The following is a 15,333-nucleotide window of genomic DNA, read 5'->3' as shown; positions in this document are numbered from 1 at the left end:
ACGACCTTGCAGCGGGTGCGGTTGCCGACCGGTTCCGAGCCGTCCTTGAGCGTCTCGATCCGCCGGACGTCCAGCCGGACCGAGGCGTAGAACTTCAGCGCCTTGCCACCGGTCGTCGTCTCGGGTGAGTTGTGCACCATGACACCGTCGACGAAGTAGTTGTGCGTGCCGTCGACCTCGATGTCGAAGCGGTGCATCGAGCGGGTCTTCGGCTTCACGTGCACGTCCAGCACCTTGGCCGGAACCAGAGCCCGCGTCGGCTCGACGAACTGCTGCTCCACGGCGAACTTGCCCTGGTGCCGCGGCAGCAGCTTGTCGGCCATCGTGGGGTGGACGTAGGGCGCGACGATCTGCTGGAACCGGTCGGTGCCGGCCGTGGTCATGGTCAGGACCGCCTTGCCGCCGGCACCGCTCGGCGCGACCCGGCAGTCCACGCCGTGCACGTCCCGCAGGTAGTCGGCCAGCCGGGTCCGGCTGCCCGGGCTCATCGCCTCGACGCAGATCTCGATGTGCCCGCTGCCGCCCTGCGTCCGCTGCTGGCGGCCCAAGGAGCGCAGGGTGAACGAGCCGTCATCCATGTACCAGATGGCCAGGGCCAGTGGCGTGAGCGCCTTGAGGTAGTCCTCGGTGAGGTGCTTCTTGTCGTCGCCCCAGTAGACGACCTCCCGCAGCTCACCGAGTTCTGGCAAGGGGGTGAGGTCGACGAATGCTGCGCCCTGGGCGTTGGTCGAGCGCGTCTGCGGGATGTTGCCGAGCAGCGAGGCCTTCCAGTCGAGGTAGTCCACCTGCTTGGCGCCGTCCCCCATGCGGAACCGCACGCCGTGCCGGCCGTGCGGGTTCGGGGAGAGGGCACCGTCACCCATCAGGCCGCCGAGGACGACCTGCCACTGCTGGTCGCTGAGCCGGACCGTCTCGGAGGTGACCACGCGGTCACCGGGGATGATCTCGCCCGCCTCCCGCCAGCCGCCGGGGGTGCGGACCAGGTGGTTCTCGGTGGCGGCGAACTGAGAGCGGCCGTTGCCACCGGATTTCTCCACGGTGAACTGCAGGAACTTCTCAGTAACGCCGTTGTCGAACCAGTTCGTGACCGGACGCGGCACGATCGCGTCCTTCTCGGCGTCGTAGGTGAGCACCTCGACGTCCATCTTCTGGTTGACGATCTTGCCGATCTTCTCCTGGCTGCCGTCCGCGAGCGTGACCCGCGTGCCGTAGGAGAAGCAGCCGAACATCACCCCGATCTTCTCGCGCAGCTGGTTGATGAAGATCGCCGTCGTGCCGGTGGTGCTGAGCGCCCCGGTGATCTTGCGCAGCGCCTGGGACATCAGCCGGGCCTGCAGGCCGACGTGGCTGTCGCCCATCTCGCCCTCGATCTCGGCACGGGGCACCAGGGCCGCCACCGAGTCGATGACGATGATGTCGAGGGCGCCGGAGCGGATCAGCATGTCAGCGATCTCGAGCGCCTGCTCACCGGTGTCCGGCTGGCTGACGAGCAGGGCGTCCGTGTCGACGCCGAGCTTCTTGGCGTACTCCGGGTCGAGCGCGTGCTCGGCGTCGATGAAGGCTGCGATGCCGCCCTTCTTCTGCGCGTTCGCCACCGCGTGTAGCGCAACGGTGGTCTTTCCCGAAGATTCTGGTCCGTATATCTCCACCACGCGGCCACGGGGCAGCCCGCCGATGCCGAGGGCGACATCGAGGCTGATCGAGCCGGTCGGGATCACGTCGATCGGGGGTCGGACCTCATCGCCGAGCCGCATCACCGCACCCTTGCCGTGCTGCTTCTCGATCTGGGCCATCACCGTGTCGAGGGACTTGTGCTTGTCCCCCAGCTGCCGGTTCCCTCCGGCTGCTGCACCGGGTGCCGGTCGAGCCATGTCTGCCACCTTGCCTTTCCGCGTCGATGTCCGCCGTCTACCTTCGACCTGCGCCGGACGACACGTTGTGCGCGAGCCACTCGCGTGCTGGACGTCGTTGTCAGATCAGACGTTAGGCGCGACCACCGACAGTCCCGCTCCCCCAGCGGCCTGCTGTGGAGATCGGTGCTGGCTCGGCCGGCCCATGGGGACAATCGTATCCGAACAGAAGTTCGAGATCGGGATCCGCACCCCGACACGCCGCAGCAATCCCTCGCGCGTCAGGGCAACCCGCCGCGCGGTCAGTGGGACTGCTGGTGGTGCTGGGTGAGCAGGTCCTCGCCCCAGTCGTGGCGCACGTCCCGCCACACCGAGTGCACGTGGTTGGCCCGGTCCTGCACGTTGTCGTACTCCAGCAGGAAGGTCGCCCCCGCCACGGCGTAGTAGTGGGGGTGGCCCGGCCTCGTGTCCCACTCCCCGGCCCAGGCGAACGTGGTCTCGCTCAGCCCGGCGTCGGCCACCGACAGCCACGCGTCGTCGGCCAGCTCCGGGGAGAGCCGGCCCAGGTAGTGCCGCACCAGCGCCTCGAGCCGGCGCCGCGCGGCCTCGTCCATGTCGCCGTGCGCCAGGCCACGCGGCACGACCCCGATCGCCGCGACCGGGTCCCGCCGGGTAGCGATGTCGGTCGGCGCCTCCTCGCTCACCAGGGCCGCCGCCCGCTGGTCGGCGTCGAGCGCCGCGACCAGCTCGTCGGCCAGGCGCTGCTCCTCGCTGAGCACGCGCCAGCCGTCGCGCGGGCCGCGCGGCACCACGGCGGGGTTGGCCCCGAAGAACTGCGGCGAGCCGGACACGAAGTCACCGACGACCGTCAGGTGCAAAGCGAGGTGGTGCCCGCCGACCTTCCACATCCAGGGCCCGTCGCCGGTCGGGTCGCCGAGCACGTGGAACCAGTAGTTGCGCGGGTCGCGACGGTCCCAGCCGTCCTTGCCGGCCTCACGCTCGAGCTCGCGCAGCACGCCGTCGAGCTCCATGACGTCCCGCGCGGTCCGTGCGCCGGCGGCACTGAGCCCGCTGTCCATCAGCACCATCGCCAGGCCGCGCTGCCGCACCGTCATGTCCGCGAGCGCCAGGCCGGGTCGCGGTCCGGGCAGGTAGGTCCACCGCCGCCGGTCGTCGCTGTCGAACGCAGCGGTCGCCACCTTGCGCTGGGTCTCGTCGAGGCTCACCAGGAAGTCCTCCGCCGCGGCCCGCATCCGACCGGCCAACCCCGCCAATGGCACGCTCACGGCACGACAGTGCCACACGGAACGCCTCCAGTTCAGCCGAGCGGCGAAGATCTGGCCGAATGGACGAGGCCGCGCACCGGAACGGCTGAAGCCCCGCCCCGAAACGACCGAGCCACCCGTCCCGAACGGACTACGACAGCAGCAGCTTCTCGATCCGCCGCGCGGCACCGACGAGCCCGAGCACCCCGAGCACGGTGAGGTAGCCCACGTGCACCAGCAGCCCCGGCCCGATCTCACCGAGCATCAGCGACCGCTCGAGCGCGACCCCGTGGTAGAGCGGCGTCAACCGCACGATCCACTGCACCGAGTCCGGGTAGGTCGCCAGCGGGAAGAAGGTCGCCGAGAAGAGGAACATCGGCTGGATCGCCAGCGTGACGTAGTCGAAGTCGACCCACGAGCGCATGAACGTCGTCGCGAACATGCCCACGGCCGAGAACGCGAAGCTGATGAAGATCGCCGCGGGCAGCGCCAGCAGCGTCCACCACGACACCACCGTCCCCGCGAGCCAGGCCACGACGAGGAACGCGAACGCATAGAACGCGCCCCGGATCAGCGACCACGACGTCTCCCCGACCGCCACGTCCCGCGGCCCCATCGGCGTCGCGAGCACCGAGTCGTAGAGCTTGGCGTACTTCAGCTTGAAGAACACGTTGAACGTCGAGTCGAAGATCGCGCCGTTCATCGCCGAGGACGCCAGCAGGGCTGGCGCGACGAAGACCGGGTAGGGCACCTGCTGCCCCGCGTCCGTCGTCACCTGGTGCACCAGCGCCCCCAGCCCGATGCCGAGCGAGAACAGGTAGAACACCGGCTCGGCGAACCCGGTGACGATCGCGATCCAGCCGTGCCGGAACGCCATCACGTTGCGCTGCACCAGCACTCGGGCGAGCCCGGCCCCGGCGGGGACCGGTAGCACCCGTGCCAGCCGCGACGCCAGCCCCACCGACGGCGTGGGCACCTGCGTGCGGGCCGTCATACGACCATCCTCTTGGTGAGGGCGCGGTGCGCGAGCCACGCGCAGAGCCCGCAGACGAACAGCAGGTATGCCGTGTGCCCACCGACCACGGTCCAGTCCGGTGACCCGAGGGCCAGCTGGCGATCCGCGTCGACGCCGTGCCACAGCGGCATCACCCACGCAACCCAGCGGATCGCGATCGGCAGCTGGTCGATCGGGAAGAAGACCCCGGAGAACAGGAACAGCGGCGTCATCACGAAGCGGAACAGGATGGAGAAGCTGCTCTCGCTCTCCTGCGTGGCCACGAACGCGAAGCAGGCCGTGGTGAAGGCCAGCCCGGTCAGCGTCGTCGGCACCAGGGTGGCCACCGCCCACCAGGAGACCCACGACCCGAAGGCCGTGCCGACGGCGAGGAACGCCACCGAGGCGAACGTGGTCTGCACCACCACGTAGCCGATGTGGCCGATCAGCACATCGCGCACGGACAGCGGCGTGGCGAGCATCGCGTGGTACTTGTAGTCCCACTTGATCGCGCCGAACACGGGATAGGTCGACTCCCCCATGGCGGTCCACATCGCTTGGGCGGCAAGGATTCCGGGCACGACGTAGTGCAGGTAGGACACGCCCCCGACGCCGCCGGAGGAGCGGTCGACGAGGCTGCCGAGGCCCAGGCCCATCGAGGCGAGGAACAGCACCGGCATGAGGAACCGGCCGAAGACGCTGCCGATCCAGACGCGGCGGTACTGCACCCACCACGACTCGAAGACCGGCCACCAGCGCCACCCGGCCGGCGGTGCGAGGTCGGCCAGATCGGGTGCGGCACGGGCCCCGGGGGCCGTCGGTGACGGCGAGACGGGGGACACCTCAGTCCACCAACGTCCGGCCGGTCAGGTGCAGGAAGACGTCCTCCAGGCTGGAGCGGCGCACCAGCGCCGACAGCGGGTCCAGACCGCGGCGGTGCACCTCGGCGGTGGCCGCGTCACCGTCGCCGGTGTAGATGAGCAGCCGGTCCGGGAGCACCTCGGTGCGCTCGCCCACGCCGGCCAGGCGCGCGGCATACCCCTGGTGGTCCTCGTCGGGGAAGCGCAGCTCGAGCACCTCGCGGGTGGAGTACCGCTCGATCAGCGAGCGCGGTGAGCCCTCGGCGACGATCCGGCCGTGGTCCATCACCACGAGCCGGTCGCAGAGCTGCTCGGCCTCGTCCATGTAGTGGGTGGTGAGCACCAGGGTGACGCCGGAGCGCTTGAGCCGGAACAGCCGGTCCCAGAGCACGTGCCGGGCCTGCGGGTCCAGGCCGGTGGTCGGCTCGTCGAGGAGCAGGATCTCCGGGTTGTTGATGAGGGAGCGGGCGATGGTCAGGCGTCGCTTCATGCCGCCGGAGAGCGGCTCCACCTTGTCGCGTGCCCGGTCGGAGAGCTGGGCGAAGTCGAGCAGCTCGACCGACCGCTCGCGCACCTGGGCGCGGGACAGGCCGAAGTAGCGGCCGTAGATCCAGAGGTTCTCCTGGACGTTGAGCTCCTCGTCGAGGGTGTCCTTCTGCGGGACGACGCCGAGCCGGGCGCGGATCTGCGGGCCGTGGGTCGCCGGGTCCAGGCCGAACAGCCGCAGCTCGCCGCTGGTCACCGGCGAGACGGCGCCGACCATCTTCATCGTGGACGACTTGCCGGCGCCGTTGGGCCCGAGGAACCCGAAGGCCTCGCCCGGCTGCACGGCGAAGTCGATGGCGTCGACGGCGGTGAAGTCGCCGAACCGCTTGGTCAGCCCGCGGGCGGTGATCAACCCGTCGGCCGTGCTCATGGGCACGTGCGTCCGGGTCGTGAAGGTGTCGGTGGCCACGTTCCCGAGGCTAGCCAGCGGCGCCGACAGGACTCCAACGCTTTACCGGCGCCTGCCCCTCCCGGTCGTTTCTTTGGGACGTTTGTGCTGCTGGAACAGCTGAGATGTCCCCAAGAAACGCTCACCGTCGGGGCTTCACGTCCTTGCCGAGGCGGCGCTCCGGCGGCACGTCCATCGCGTCGCACAGCGCCTCCCAGACCTGCCGCGGCCGCACGCCCGCCTCCAGCGCCTGCTCGACCGTGCGGCCCCCCAGCTCGGTGAGGACGTGGTCGCGGGCGAGGGATCGGGAGTAGCTCCGCCCGAACTCGTCGTCCATCAGCGTCCAGAACTCGCTCAACCGCACGCCCGTCAGTCTCACACGGACGACGGATGCGCAGCATGCGGACGCCCTGACGGCCGTGGAGGCGCAGCGACGATACTGAAGGGCATGACTGACGTGTGGGTGGTGGACGCTGTACGTACCCCGATCGGGAAGTATGCCGGTGGGCTGGCCGGGGTGCGCCCCGACGACCTGGCGGCCACGGTGGTGCGCGCGCTGGTGGACCGGCACGGCGACCTCGACCCGGCCGGCATCGACGACGTCATCCTCGGTGACGCCAACGCCGCCGGTGAGGACAACCGCGACGTGGCCCGGATGGCCGCGCTGCTGGCGGGTCTGCCGACCTCGGTCACCGGCGCCACGACGAACCGGCTGTGCGGCTCGGGCATGGAGGCCGTCATCCAGGGCTCGCGCGCCGTGGCCGCCGGCGACACCTCGCTGGTGCTCGCCGGGGGCGTGGAGTCCATGTCCCGGGCCCCGTGGGTGGTGCTGAAGCCGGAGAAGCCCTTCGCCCGCGGCCACGAGACCATGCACTCCACCACGCTGGGCTGGCGGATGGTCAACCCGAACATGCCCAAGGAGTGGACCGTCGCCCTCGGTGAGGGCGCGGAGATCCTCGCCGACCAGTTCTCGATCAGCCGGGAGGAGCAGGACGTCTTCGCGGTCGCCTCGCACCAGAAGGCGGCCAAGGCGTGGGACAACGGCGTCTACGGGGCCGAGATCGTCCACGTCGAGGGCACCGACCTGTCCCGCGACGAGGGGATCCGCCCGGACACCTCGGTGGAGGCCCTCGCGCGGCTCAAGCCGGTCTTCCGCAAGGACGGCACGGTCACCGCCGGCAACGCCTCCCCGCTCAACGACGGTGCCGCGGCGATGTTCCTCGCCGACGACGCCGGCCTGTCCCGGCTCGGCTCGCCCGAGCCACTGGCCCGGGTGGTCTCCCGGGCCTCGGCCGGGGTGGACCCGCAGGTCTTCGGCATCGGGCCGGTCGAGGCGGCGGGCCGCGCCCTCGATCGCGCCGGGATCGGCTGGGGCGACCTCGACGTGGTCGAGCTCAACGAGGCGTTCGCCGCCCAGTCCATCGCCTGCCTGAAGTCCTGGCCCGAGCTGGACCCCGACATCGTCAACGTCAACGGCGGCGCCATCGCGATCGGCCACCCGCTGGGCTGCTCCGGCGCCCGCGTCGTCGGCTCCCTCGCCCACGAGCTCAAGCGCCGCGGCGGCGGCTGGGGCCTGGCTGCGATCTGCATCGGCGTGGGCCAGGGCCTCGCGGTGGTGCTCAAGGCCTGAACCTCGCCCGCGGGACGAGCGCCGCCCCGGGACGAGTGCCGCCCACGCGGCCACCCGGCATACCGGCGGTGTCCTCGGACCCGCGGCCGGGTAGGTGGGCACGGTGCACCGCAACGCCTCGCCAGTCACCCATGCCCCGGTCCGGGTGCTGACCGTCCTGCTGGTGGCCGACATCGCGTTCGCCTTCCAGCAGACCGCGATCATCCCGGCGATCCCCACCGTCCAGCAGCAGCTGCACACCAGCCAGGCCTGGGCGGCGTGGCTGCTCAGCGCCTACCTCATGGTCGCCACGGTCGCGACGCCGGCCCTGGGCCGGTATGCCGACCTGCACGGCCGCAAGCGGGTGCTCCTGGCGACGCTGGTCTCCTTCCTCATCGGGTCGGTGGGCGCTGCGCTGTCACCGAACATCGCCGTGCTCATCATCTTCCGGGCGGTGCAGGGCATCGGCGGTGCGGTCTTCCCGCTGACGTTCGCCGTCGTGCGCGACGAGATCCGCGGCGAGCGCGTGTCGCGGGCGATCGGACTGCTCACCGGCGGCTTCGCGGTCGGCACCGGTCTCGGCTTCGGGGTCGGCGGCTGGCTGGACCAGGCGATCAGCTGGCGGGTGATCTTCGCGGCGGGCGCGGTGCTGGTGGCGGTCGGCACGGCCGCGGTCGTGTGGGGCGTGCCGCGCTCGCGCACGACCCAGCAGGGGCGGCTCGACGTGTGGGGCACGGTCCTGCTGGGCACCTGCACCGTCGGCGTGCTGCTCGCGCTGACCCTGGGCACGGAGGTGGGGTGGCTGCGGCCCGGCCCGATCGCGCTGCTGGTTGCGGCGGTGGCGCTCGGCGCGGCCTGGGTGCGCGTCGAGTCGCGCGTGGCCGAGCCGCTGGTAGACCTGCACGTCTTCCGCGGCCGGTCGGTGCTGCTGGCCAACGCCGCCACGGTCGGCCTGGGCTGGGCGATGTTCGGGTGCTTCTTCCTCGTGCCCCAGCTGCTGCGGACCAGGCCCGACCGGGCGCACTACGGCTTCGGGGTGGAGGCGACGCTGACCGGGATCTACCTGCTGCCCGCGGCGCTGGGGCAGCTGGTGGCGGGGCCGCTGTCGGACCGGCTGGCACGGCGGTTCACCTCGGGGCGGGTCTTCTCGGCGGGGCTCGTGCTGGCCGCTGTCGCCTGCGCGCTGTTCGCCACCACGCACGGCGACGTGTGGCAGGTGCTGCTCGCCTCGTTGGTGCTGGGCGCCGCGTCGGGGCTGGTCATCCAGACCAGCGGTGACGTGGTCACCCAGCGCGTGCCTCCCGAGCTGACCTCGGTGTCCACCGCGCTCAACTCCACGGTGCGCCGCTTCGCCGGCGGCATCGGGGCGCAGGTGAGTGCCACCCTGCTGGCCGGCGTGGCGACGACCGCCGGCGGCCCGAGCCACGCGAGCTTCACCGTCGCGTTCGTCGTGGCGGCCGCGCTCGCCCTGGTCGGTGCCGCCCTCGCGCTCTTCGTGCCTGCCGGGGTGCCCTCCGCACACGCGTGAGGTATGCCGGGCGGCCGATGGCCCGGGCCGACCCAGTCCGGCTCAGCTCCAGCGGGCCGTGATGAGGTCGATCGCGAAGCGGTAGCCGAGCGGTCCGCACCCGACGATGACAGCGGCGGCGATGTCGGACAGGTAGGAGTGGTGCCGGAACTCCTCGCGCGCGAACACGTTCGACAGGTGCACCTCGACGACCGGCCCGGGGAAGGTCAGCAGGGCGTCGCGCAGGGCGATCGAGGTGTGCGTGTAGGCGCCGGCGTTGACGACGATGCCCCCGACCGTCTCGCGCATCTCGTGCACCGCGTCGACGAGCACGCCCTCGTGGTTGCTCTGCCGGAAGTCGACGTCGAACCCGTGGGCGGCCGCCGCGTCCCGGCAGAGTTTCTCGACGTCGGCGAGCGTCTCGTGCCCGTAGAGCTCCGGCTCGCGCGTGCCGAGCAGGTTGAGATTGGGCCCGTTGAGTATGCCGATCGTCCCGCTCACCGTTCCTCCTCGCCACGCGCCACCGGTCACCTCGGACCCTAACGGTTGCCACCCGGCATCCCCCGGGACGCAACTCGCGACGCGACCGAGGTCGTCCCCGACCACCGCGCCGGCTCAGCCACAACTCACCACGCGACCGACTTCGGTTCGGTCCACTCCACCTGCGACGTGCGCCGTCTCGCGGTGTCGGGTCCGGGTGGCAGGCTGGAGCACGCATGACCGCCGACGTCCTCGACCGCTTCTCCCCCGCCACGCGCGAGTGGTTCCGGGGAGCCTTCGCCGACCCCACGCCGGCGCAGGTCGGCGCCTGGGACGCCATCAGCTCCGGCGACCACACCCTCGTCGTGGCACCGACCGGCTCCGGCAAGACGCTCTCGGCGTTCCTGTGGGCGCTGGACCGGATCGGCGCCGCTCCCCCGCCCGAGGACCGGCTGCGGCGGTGCCGGGTCCTCTACGTCTCCCCGATGAAGGCGCTGGCCGTCGACGTCGAGCGCAACCTGCGCTCCCCACTGGTGGGGATCGGGCACGCCGCGGCCCGGCTCGGGCTGGACAAGCCCGACGTCACCGTCGCCGTGCGCTCCGGTGACACCCCGGCCAACGAACGCCGCGCCTTCGCCCGGCGGCCCAGCGACGTGCTCATCACCACGCCCGAGTCGCTCTTCCTCATGCTGACCTCCAACACCCGTGAGGCGCTGACCGGGGTGGAGACCGTGGTCGTCGACGAGGTGCACGCCGTCGCCGGCACCAAGCGCGGCGCCCACCTCGCGCTGAGCCTGGAGCGGTTGGACGCCCTGCTCGAACGGCCGGCGCAGCGGATCGGCCTGTCCGCCACCGTGCGCCCCGTGGAGGAGGTCTCCCGCTTCCTCGCCGGCGGCCGGCCGGTGACGGTGGTGCAGCCGCCGTCGGAGAAGCGCTGGGACCTCGACGTCGTCGTCCCGATCCCCGACATGGGCGCGCTCGGCGAGGTCACCGAGGACCTCTCCGGGCCGGCGTCGGGGCCCGAGCACCGTGCCTCGATCTGGCCCCACGTCGAGGAGCGCATCGTCGACCTCGTCGCCAGCCACCGCTCGACCCTGGTGTTCGCCAACTCCCGCCGCCTCGCCGAGCGGCTCACCGCCCGGCTCAACGAGATCTGGGACGAGCGCCTTGAGCTGGCCACCGGGCCCGAGCCGGAGGAGGGCGCCGCGGACGACGCGGCCACACGGCCTACCGGAGGCGACGAGTTCCCCGCAAGCACACGGCATACCGAGGAGGTTCGGCTCGCGGGCACCCGGCCGCGCGTGCCCGCCGAGCTCATGGGGCAGGCGGGGCAGGCCGGCGGTGCGCCCGCGGTGCTCGCCCGGGCGCACCACGGCTCGGTGAGCAAGGAGCAGCGGGGGCTCATCGAGGACGACCTCAAGGCCGGGCGGCTGCCCGCGGTCGTGGCGACCAGCTCGCTGGAGCTCGGCATCGACATGGGCGCCGTCGACCTGGTGGTGCAGGTCGAGTCCCCGCCCAGCGTGGCGAGCGGCCTGCAGCGCGTGGGACGTGCCGGGCACCAGGTGGGGGCCGTGTCGCGGGGCGTGGTGTTCCCCAAGTTCCGCGGCGACCTCGTGCAGAGCGCCGTGGTGGTGGAGCGGATGCGCGCCGGCGGCATCGAGGCCCTGCACGTGCCGGCCAACCCGCTCGACGTGCTCGCCCAACAGGTCGTCGCTATGTGCGCGATGGACGACTGGCCCGTCGACGACCTGGAGGCGCTGGTGCGCCGCGCGGCGCCGTTCGCGGGGCTGTCCAGACCGGTGCTGGAGTCGGTGCTCGACATGCTCTCGGGGCGCTATCCGAGCGATGAGTTCGCCGAGCTGCGACCGCGGCTCGTGTGGGACCGGATCGCCGGCACGCTCACCGGACGACCGGGGGCCCAGCGCCTCGCCGTCACCAGCGGCGGCACCATCCCCGACCGCGGGCTGTATGCCGTGTACCTCGCCTCCGGGGAGGGGCCCGGGCGGCGGGTCGGCGAGCTCGACGAGGAGATGGTCTACGAGTCGCGGGTGGGCGACGTGTTCACCCTCGGCACCACGTCGTGGCGGATCGAGGACATCACCCACGACCGGGTGCTGGTGTCGCCGGCGCCCGGGCAGCCCGGGCGGCTGCCGTTCTGGAAGGGCGACTCGCTCGGCCGGCCAGCCGAGCTGGGCCGCAAGGTGGGGGCGTTCGTCCGCGAGCTCGGCGCGTTGGAGAGCTCCGCGGCGCGCACCCGGGTCGGCGCGGCCGGGCTGGACGAGTGGGCGACCGACAACCTGCTCGGCTACCTCGACGAGCAGCGCGAGGCCACCCGCTACGTGCCCGACGACCGGACGATCGTCGTCGAGCGGTTCCGCGACGAGCTCGGCGACTGGCGGGTGGTGGTGCACTCGCCGTTCGGGGCGCAGGTGCACGCGCCGTGGGCGCTGTGCGTCGGGGCGCGGCTGCGCGAGCGGTTCGGCGTGGACGTGCAGGCGATGCACGGCGACGACGGGATGGTCTTCCGGCTGCCCGACCTCGAGCTCGACGGCGCCGCTCCCCCCGAGGTCTCGTCACTCATCGGGCTGGAGCCGGACGAGGTCGACGACCTGGTGACCAACGAGATCGGCGGATCGGCGCTGTTCGCCTCGCGATTCCGGGAATGCGCGGCGCGGGCCCTGCTCCTGCCCCGGCGGCGGCCGGACCGGCGGCAGGCACTGTGGCAACAGCGGCAGCGCTCGGCGCAGCTGCTCGAGGTGGCCAGTCAGTACCCCTCGTTCCCGATCGTGCTCGAGGCGGTGCGCGAGTGCGTGCAGGACGTCTTCGACGTGCCCTCGCTGGTGGACCTGATGCGTGACCTCGCTGCGCGGAAGGTGCGGATGGTCGAGGTCGAGACCGCGACGCCGTCGCCGTTCGCGCGCAGCCTGCTGTTCGGCTACGTCGCGCAGTTCCTCTACGAGGGTGACTCCCCGCTGGCCGAGCGGCGTGCGGCCGCGTTGACGCTCGACCCGTCGCTGCTGGCCGAGCTGCTCGGCCGTGGTGAAGGTGCCGCGTTGCGTGACCTGCTCGACCCGGAGGCGTTGGCGCGCACCGAGGCCGAGCTGCAGCGGCTGGCCGAGGGGCGCCGGTGCCGGCACGCCGAGGATGTGGCAGATCTGCTGCGGTGGCTCGGAGCGCTGTCCGAGCCGGAGCTGCTGCGGCGCTGCGTCGAGGGCACCACCGCCGGCGAGCTGGGCGACTGGCTGGCGGGTCTGCAGGCGGACCGGCGCATCATCCGGGTCCGGGTGGCCGGCGAGGGCCGCTGGGCCGCGGTCGAGGACGCCGGCCGGTTGCGCGACGCCCTCGGCGTCGCCCTGCCCGTGGGCGTGCCGGAGGTCTTCCTCGAGCCGGTGCCCGACCCGCTCGGTGACCTGGTGGCCCGCTACGCCCGCTCGCGCGGGCCGTTCACCGCGCACGACGTGGCGGCCTGGTTCGGCCTCGGCCAGGCCGTGGCCACCGACGCGCTGCGCCGGCTGGTCGACGCGGGCCGGCTGGTCGAGGGCGAGCTGCGGCCGTTGGAGGCGGGTGGCGGGCGGCACGGCACTGACTACTGCGACCCCGAGGTGCTGCGCACGCTGCGCCGCCGCTCGCTGGCCGCCCTGCGCGCCGAGGTCGAGCCGGTCCCGGCGAGGGACCTCGCCCGGTTCCTGCCCGGCTGGCAGGGCGTCGGCTCGCGGATGCGCGGCACCGAAGGCGTCCTGCGCGCCGTCGAGCAGCTCGCCGGTGCGCTGCTGCCGGCCAGCGCGGTGGAGACGCTCGTGCTGCCCGGGCGCGTGACGGCATACAGCCCGGCGTTGTTGGACGAGCTGACCTCCAGCGGTGAGGTGCTGTGGCAGGGGCACGGGGCGCTGCCCGGCGACGACGGCTGGGTCTCGCTGCACCTGGCCGACACCGCGGCGCTGACGCTCTCCCCGTCGTCGGAGGAGCTGGAGCTGAGCGACCTGCACCGGCAGGTGCTCGAGACGCTGGCCGGCGGAGGCGCGTACTTCTTCCGCGCGCTCGCCGACGCCGTCGCGCGCGCCGGCGTGCAGGTGGCCGACGGCAAGCTCGTCGAGGCCCTGTGGGAGCTGGTGTGGGCCGGTCGCGTCGGCAACGACACCCTCGCACCGCTGCGGGCGCGCCTCGGTGGCGGGCGGACCGCGCACCGGCCGCGGCGAACCTCGCCGCGCACGAGCCGGTATGCCGGTCGCTCCGGTGGCCTCTCCGCGCTCGCCGGGCGCCGCGGTGCCGGGCGGCCGGCGATGCCCGCACGCGGCGGACCGCCGGCGAGCGCCGGGCGGTGGTCGCTCCTGCCGGAGCTGGAGGCCGATCCCACGGTGCGCGGACTCGCGACGGCGGAGGTGCTGCTGGACCGCTACGGCGTCGTGACGCGGGGTTCGGTGGCGGCCGAGGGCATCGCCGGTGGGTTCGCCGCGGTCTACCGGGTGCTGGCGGCGGCGGAGGAGTCGGGGCGGGTGCGCCGCGGCTACTTCGTCGAGGGCTTGGGCGCCGCGCAGTTCGCGACCACCGGGGCCGTGGACCGGCTGCGGGCGCAGAGCCGTCCCCTGCCGGAGCCCGAGCCCGATCCGTGGGACACGGCGACGTGGGGCTCGGGCGCGAGCTCCTCCGGGTCGGGCGGCAGGTGGTCGGGCGGCGGGTGGTCGGGCGGCGGCGATCGTCGTGGCGGGCGCGAGGACGGGCCGGGGGCCGTGGTCCTGGCCGCGGCCGACCCGGCCAACCCCTACGGCGCCGCACTGCCGTGGCCGGAGCGGCGCGAGGAGACGGCCACCGGGCACCGGCCGGGCCGGAAGGCCGGTGCCCTGGTCGTGCTCGTGGACGGCGAGCTGGTGCTCTACGTCGAGCGTGGCGGGAAGACCCTGCTGTCGTGGACCGATGACCCCAGGCCGCTGCAGGCGTCCGCCGATGCGTTGGCGTTGGCCGTTCGCGAGGGGGCGCTCGGCAAGCTCACCGTCGAGAAGGCCGACGGTGGTGCAGTGCTCGGGTCCGACCACCCGATGGTCGCCGCGCTCGCGGACGCCGGGTTCCACGCCACGCCCCGCGGGCTGCGCCTGCGCCGGTGAGGTGGTGAGGGTCCGACGGGGCCGGGCGGGTGCCCTGCTCGAGTGTGCGGGACACGGACTGGACCATCCCCGCTCCGGTGGGTCCGAACGGAGGAATCGTCTGCCGGACTCCCCTGCCTGCGCCACACTCGTCACAGGGAGCTCGGCCGCACGGAAACAGGCGGGAGGCAGATGCCGTCGACAACGACCTCCGCCCCCGGGGCCGCCAGAATGACGGAACCGTGGCGATGGGGTCTCGCCACCTTGGCCGCCGTCCTGGTGGCGATCTCGGGCTGGGCCGTGTGGTGGCACGTCCAGGGCTTGGCCGGAGGGCCGTTGCAGGTCTTGCACGGCGGGCAGATGACGGTGCCGGGGAAGATCGGACAGCCCTACGTGTGGAGCACGATCGTTCTGAGCAACCCGACCGAGCAGACGCTGACGATCGACGACGTCACGGTGCAGACCGGTCCCCTGAGCGTGAAGCGGCTGGCGCTGGGAGCCCCGAACCACTGGCCGGTCGGCGGCGTGTACCCCTGGCCGCCGACCGGCTCCTACCCCGGCAGCCTGCTGCCGCCCCACGACGTCGCGCTGACGAGGCACGGCGCCACGCAGATCTTCGGCGAGCTGGTCATGGCGCGGCCCGGCCGCTATCCGATCGGTTCGGCCGTCACGGTGGACTACCACATCGGAGTCGTCAGCTACCACAAGGAAGCCCACCTCGACGCCGACATGCTCTACGCCAAGTAGCCGCCGAGC

10 protein-coding genes and 2 pseudogenes are annotated in these 15,333 nt (G+C 72.6%); 4 read left to right on the top strand and 8 right to left on the bottom strand.

Annotation, left to right across the window (positions count from 1 at the left end; all coding sequences use genetic code 11):
• From VFL99_RS01125 to VFL99_RS01095, 7 genes and pseudogenes are all read right to left on the bottom strand, one after another.
• Nucleotides 1-1,229 (bottom strand): annotated as a pseudogene (locus tag VFL99_RS01125) (intein-containing recombinase RecA); the annotation flags it as partial.
• A pseudogene (gene recA / locus VFL99_RS01120) lies at nucleotides 1,221-1,871 on the bottom strand (recombinase RecA); the annotation flags it as partial. The pseudogenes VFL99_RS01125 and recA, both read right to left, overlap by 9 nt.
• A 281-nt stretch (nucleotides 1,872-2,152) precedes the next feature.
• Nucleotides 2,153-3,136, bottom strand: coding sequence for a DUF3500 domain-containing protein (locus VFL99_RS01115; RefSeq protein WP_325104476.1), 984 nt, complete (start codon nucleotides 3,134-3,136; stop codon nucleotides 2,153-2,155).
• A gap of 130 nt (nucleotides 3,137-3,266) precedes the next feature.
• Complete coding sequence (locus tag VFL99_RS01110) at nucleotides 3,267-4,109, bottom strand: ABC transporter permease (RefSeq protein WP_325104475.1); 843 nt, start codon at nucleotides 4,107-4,109, stop codon at nucleotides 3,267-3,269.
• Nucleotides 4,106-4,951, bottom strand: coding sequence for an ABC transporter permease (locus VFL99_RS01105; RefSeq protein WP_325104474.1), 846 nt, complete (start codon nucleotides 4,949-4,951; stop codon nucleotides 4,106-4,108). Before VFL99_RS01105 ends, VFL99_RS01110 begins: the two co-directional genes overlap by 4 nt.
• Before the next feature lies 1 nt (nucleotide 4,952).
• Nucleotides 4,953-5,885 (bottom strand): ABC transporter ATP-binding protein, encoded by a 933-nt coding sequence (locus VFL99_RS01100; RefSeq protein ID WP_325104478.1) that lies wholly within the window; start codon nucleotides 5,883-5,885, stop codon nucleotides 4,953-4,955.
• Between the two features lie 160 nt (nucleotides 5,886-6,045).
• Complete coding sequence (locus VFL99_RS01095; RefSeq protein WP_325104473.1) at nucleotides 6,046-6,267, bottom strand: DUF3046 domain-containing protein; 222 nt, start codon at nucleotides 6,265-6,267, stop codon at nucleotides 6,046-6,048.
• A gap of 84 nt (nucleotides 6,268-6,351) precedes the next feature.
• Between VFL99_RS01095 and VFL99_RS01090 the strand changes: the two genes are divergently transcribed.
• Nucleotides 6,352-7,533: a thiolase family protein gene (locus VFL99_RS01090; RefSeq protein ID WP_325104472.1), complete on the top strand. Its 1,182-nt coding sequence runs from the start codon at nucleotides 6,352-6,354 to the stop codon at nucleotides 7,531-7,533.
• Between the two features lie 103 nt (nucleotides 7,534-7,636).
• Nucleotides 7,637-9,040 carry an MFS transporter gene (locus VFL99_RS01085; protein ID WP_325104471.1) on the top strand — a complete coding sequence of 468 codons (1,404 nt, stop codon included), beginning with the start codon at nucleotides 7,637-7,639 and terminating at the stop codon, nucleotides 9,038-9,040.
• A gap of 42 nt (nucleotides 9,041-9,082) precedes the next feature.
• Here VFL99_RS01085 and aroQ read toward each other — a convergent pair whose 3' ends face one another.
• Nucleotides 9,083-9,520 (bottom strand): type II 3-dehydroquinate dehydratase, encoded by a 438-nt coding sequence (gene aroQ / locus VFL99_RS01080; protein ID WP_325104470.1) that lies wholly within the window; start codon nucleotides 9,518-9,520, stop codon nucleotides 9,083-9,085.
• A gap of 215 nt (nucleotides 9,521-9,735) precedes the next feature.
• Between aroQ and VFL99_RS01075 the strand changes: the two genes are divergently transcribed.
• Complete coding sequence (locus VFL99_RS01075; protein ID WP_325104469.1) at nucleotides 9,736-14,598, top strand: ATP-dependent helicase; 4,863 nt, start codon at nucleotides 9,736-9,738, stop codon at nucleotides 14,596-14,598.
• 210 nt (nucleotides 14,599-14,808) lie between these two features.
• The gene (locus tag VFL99_RS01070) at nucleotides 14,809-15,324 is read left to right on the top strand and encodes a hypothetical protein (protein ID WP_325104468.1); all 516 of its coding nucleotides are present in this window, start codon (nucleotides 14,809-14,811) and stop codon (nucleotides 15,322-15,324) included.
• The last annotated feature ends 9 nt before the right edge of the window (nucleotides 15,325-15,333 follow it).

This window comes from Segeticoccus sp., from assembly GCF_035708005.1.
The sequence above is the reverse complement of the archived record's forward strand: the minus strand, read 5'-3'. Positions and strand labels throughout refer to the sequence as shown.

What these genes read in the sequence shown, in the direction of transcription:
- VFL99_RS01110 (WP_325104475.1), bottom strand. Translation starts at nt 4,109, where the DNA reads ATGACGGCCCGCACGCAGGTGCCCACGCCGTCGGTGGGGCTGGCGTCG.
- VFL99_RS01100 (WP_325104478.1), bottom strand. Translation starts at nt 5,885, where the DNA reads ATGAGCACGGCCGACGGGTTGATCACCGCCCGCGGGCTGACCAAGCGG.
- VFL99_RS01090 (WP_325104472.1), top strand. Translation starts at nt 6,352, where the DNA reads ATGACTGACGTGTGGGTGGTGGACGCTGTACGTACCCCGATCGGGAAG.
- VFL99_RS01075 (WP_325104469.1), top strand. Translation starts at nt 9,736, where the DNA reads ATGACCGCCGACGTCCTCGACCGCTTCTCCCCCGCCACGCGCGAGTGG.
- VFL99_RS01070 (WP_325104468.1), top strand. Translation starts at nt 14,809, where the DNA reads ATGACGGAACCGTGGCGATGGGGTCTCGCCACCTTGGCCGCCGTCCTG.